This is a genomic window from Neisseria sp. N95_16, from assembly GCF_002551535.2.
GTDB classification, from domain to species: domain Bacteria; phylum Pseudomonadota; class Gammaproteobacteria; order Burkholderiales; family Neisseriaceae; genus Neisseria; species Neisseria brasiliensis.
In genome coordinates, this window is sequence record NZ_PDBT02000121.1 from 1 (window position 1) to 3,698 (window position 3,698).

Below are 3,698 nucleotides of genomic sequence, written 5' to 3' on the forward strand. Positions count from 1 at the left end.
ACAGACATGGCAACCAAATGAAAAAGTAAACCGTTATCCGCCGGCATGGGTTGGAAGAAAACATTATTTCAGGCGAAACCGCTGAATTCGCATAATGTATATTATGTTAAATTTTGTGGCTGTTTGAAATGACACAGCCATGAGACGAGACATCGGAGCCTCCCACTCCCGAATATTATTGCAGAGATATTTTATTCTTGCCTAACTAACTGTTTTAGAAAGTTTAAATTATGTCTGCACCCGTAATTTTAGCCGCCACCTCAACCAAAGGAGGGGTCGGTAAAACCACTTTGCTGGCCAACATCTCAGCCGTACTTGCCGATATCGGTCTCCGTGTCCTGATGGTCGATGCCGATGTTCAACCGTCACTCTCCAAGTACTATCCGCTCAGCTACCGTGCGCCGCACGGGATTGTCGAGCTGCTCTTGGGAGACAATTCCGATGCCAATGTGCGCTCGACTGTTTCCCATACCGTCTTTCCGAATCTGGACATCATCGTTTCCAACAATATTTCGGCTGACATCCAAACCAAAATCGCCAACCGCGCCGACCGTGCCTTCCTGTTGAAAGCGAAACTGCAAAATCCTTTCTTCCAGAATAACTACGATGTGATTCTGATTGATACCCAAGGTGCCGTCGGTCCTTTACAGGATGCAGCCGCATTCGCTTCAGGCTGTCTGATTACCCCCATCATGCCCGAGATTCTGAGTGCCCGTGAGTTTGTCACAGGCACTCAGGAAGCCTTGGCACGCCTTGCCCAAGGAGAAGTTATGGGCTTGGCTATGCCCCAGCTTCGCGCCGTCATCTATGCCCAAGACCGCAGCAAAGATGCAAAACTGATTGCACAGGAAATCCGCGAATTCTTCAGTGCATCGCTTGATGACCGTAAAAAACTGCTTCAAACCCATGTACCGGAAGCCAAGTCCTACAAAGAGGCAGCAACCTTGCGCGTACCGGTTCATTGCCACGAGCAAACCCATCCCGGCAAGCTGATGCCTGCCTATGAAGTGATGCACAACATCGTTTATGAGATTTTCCCCGGCATCAAAGAGCGTGAACTGCGCGGCAGCTGCTTTAACGACATGAACAACCTCCTTCCGGAAGAAAACCGCGCGGAGGTGCTGTCATGAATAGAAACAAACTGACGCAGGGTTTGGCAGGATTGAGTCTGCATGTAGGTACGCCTGAGCAAACCGCCATGAATCTGAATGATAAGCCTCATATGAGCAGCGGTATGTTTATGAACCTGCCGGTTGCGGAAATCGAGCTTTTCGACAAGAACCCGCGCCGCCGCCATGATGCCGCTGCTTATGCGGCCATCAAGGAGTCTGTCCGTGCGACAGGTATTCAACAGCCTGTTCATGTGACCCAACGCCCGGGTGAAGGCCATTATGTCCTGGCTCAGGGTGGTAATACGCGTCTGCAAATCATGCGTGAGCTGTATCAGGAAACCGGCGAAGACCGTTACCGCACCATTCCCTGCTTCTACATCGCCTACCCCGGCGAAACCGAATTGCAGATTGCTCATCTGATCGAGAACGAACAGCGTGCTGAAATGTGTTTTTGGGATAAGGCCTGCGCCTATGCGGAGGTGCGCGATATTTTTCAGGATGATAGTGACAAAAAACTGTCCTTGCGAGAATTGGAAGTGATGTTCGGTACAGCAGGCCTGGTCATTTCCTATCAGGCTTTGAATCTGTTCTTCTTTGCCTCAGACTCTTTGCAGGAACTGGGACGTTACGCTTACGAACTGTCGAATCCGAAGGTAAGCGAAATCAAAAAAGTTCACTCAGCTATGGCTGAAGCTGCCAAGAAAGCCGGAGAAGCCGACGGCTTCCTGGCAGTATGGTCGGATATTCTGGAACAGTGGCACGAGCAATACGCGGAGGAAACTTTGGATGTTGCCGCCCTGCTCGATTTCATCAGCGGCCGTTTTCAAGAGGTGTATGGCACAGCCGCCTTTATTGATGAGGATAAAACTGGCTCAAACGGTATCGAATATTCAAAATCTGAATCAAACTTCTTAGAAAATCATCCATCTTCTGCAAGCTTGAATGCAAAAGAAGCCGGTGCGGTGCAGTCCCAAACTGCACCTGCCGCCACCGGCGGCACACCTATGGACAAAACATCTGTGCCAGCGGCCTTGCTGCCGGCAGGCTCGGCTCGGGCGGAGGTCAATCCTCCGTTCGAGACGGAACATCCGCAAACTGTAAGCTCGCCTGAGCAGGTACTGAAAAATCTGCATGCCGCCATCAAGAAATGGCTGGCAAAAGTCAATTTAAGCAATTGTTTCAAAGCCCATCCGCGCTTTCCGTTGGGTTTCTACATCGAGTATCCCGACTTTTCATCTATTGCCCACAATCCCGATGTGCTGGCACCGTTTATCGTCGACAACCTGCATCCCGATGCCGGTTATGTCTTCTCATACCTGTGGAAACTCTGCGGGCTGGATGAGCTGATGAACAATATCGATGACAACAACAATCCGGTACTGTCATTGCCGGAAGATTCCAAAGTAAGCATTGCCTACCACGACCCGGATAAATATGACGAATACCTGAATTACGGGATCGGGGAACGCCCTGCTCTCATTAATCACGTATTGCAATGGCAAACACATGATACACACCCGTTTTGCCCAATTTTGGAAGAAATCCATCTGCTTGTACGTGAGTGGAACAAACAATAAGGGGAAGCATCATGAATAAACAAAAACTTGTTTATCGTATCTTGGATGTAGACAACGTCCACACACATTTGGCTTTAAGCAAACTGGCTTCAGCACCGCATTCCAAAAGTGAAGCAGCCTACAATGCGATTGCATTGCGTGAATACAAGCAAACTCTGGATAAGCTGCGCCAAATGGATGCCGAGCAACTTGAAAAACTGGCCAAGCAATCTCCCGGGGTCGTGACTTATTTAATCAATCTTGATGCCTTGAAACGCCAATTGTACACATTGGAAAAAAACGTGCGGCAACGCTCGGAAGAATTGCAGCGTGTCCGTTGGCTGATTGCCCGCAAAGCCAGCAATCAGATGGTGGTGGATCTGTGTCCGTTGGTTACGGCGGAAGAAATCAGAAAAATCCGTTTCGAGCTAGGCGTGCCCGTTCTGAAAGGCCGTCTGAGAATGCCCCCTATTGCCATGCGCCTTCGGATTCTAAAAAGCTGGCAGACAACGGAACCGGAAAAGAACCTGTACCTGCGCTATCAGCTCTTGGCAGACGAATACCCTGACCTCAATCTGGGGCAGCTGTATACCGTGATTACCGATACCAAATATTTCGGAGAATAAACATGGACATCAAAGCTTCTTTATTTGTGCCTGGTTTTTCTGTCACACCCGGTTACAATGAGCCTAATTATGCTGCTTTGAAAGGTTTGGCCGCCTTATGGGACGAGCCAGCAACCTATGTCAAGCAGTTTGCCGAAGCTATGCAGTCGGTTACCCAAGGCTATTTTCTGAGTTATTTCACCGAAAAATGCATGCCCGGCGAATGGGTTTCGTTGAATAACGACATTGTATTCAGCGAAGCCGGTTTGACAGCCAAACAGTGGCGGAATATTCGCGAACAGTTGATGGGCAAAGGCTTACTCTTACATTCGCATTTCAAGTGCAACGCTCAAATGCCATTGGCAAGGGCTGCTGAAAACAGATCACCCGGTGTCTCATAGTCCAATGTCTTTCTCGGTCGGCGG

The 3,698-nt window shown here is 49.4% G+C and carries 4 protein-coding genes; all 4 read left to right on the forward strand.

What is annotated here, in order from left to right; genetic code table 11:
• Positions 1-230: 230 nt before the first annotated feature.
• From CRG49_RS12485 to CRG49_RS12500, 4 genes are read left to right on the forward strand one after another with little or no spacing between them, the layout of a single operon-like run.
• Positions 231-1,130: a ParA family protein gene (locus CRG49_RS12485; RefSeq protein ID WP_095502154.1), complete on the forward strand. Its 900-nt coding sequence runs from the start codon at positions 231-233 to the stop codon at positions 1,128-1,130.
• Positions 1,127-2,689, forward strand: a complete 1,563-nt coding sequence (locus CRG49_RS12490; protein WP_095502153.1) for a ParB family protein — start codon at positions 1,127-1,129, stop codon at positions 2,687-2,689. The genes CRG49_RS12485 and CRG49_RS12490 overlap by 4 nt, the downstream gene beginning before the upstream one ends.
• 11 nt (positions 2,690-2,700) lie before the next feature.
• Positions 2,701-3,294 carry an STY4526/YPO1902 family pathogenicity island replication protein gene (locus CRG49_RS12495; RefSeq protein ID WP_095502152.1) on the forward strand — a complete coding sequence of 198 codons (594 nt, stop codon included), beginning with the start codon at positions 2,701-2,703 and terminating at the stop codon, positions 3,292-3,294.
• A 2-nt stretch (positions 3,295-3,296) separates the two neighbouring features.
• Positions 3,297-3,674 carry a hypothetical protein gene (locus tag CRG49_RS12500; protein WP_095502151.1) on the forward strand — a complete coding sequence of 126 codons (378 nt, stop codon included), beginning with the start codon at positions 3,297-3,299 and terminating at the stop codon, positions 3,672-3,674.
• Positions 3,675-3,698 lie beyond the last annotated feature (24 nt).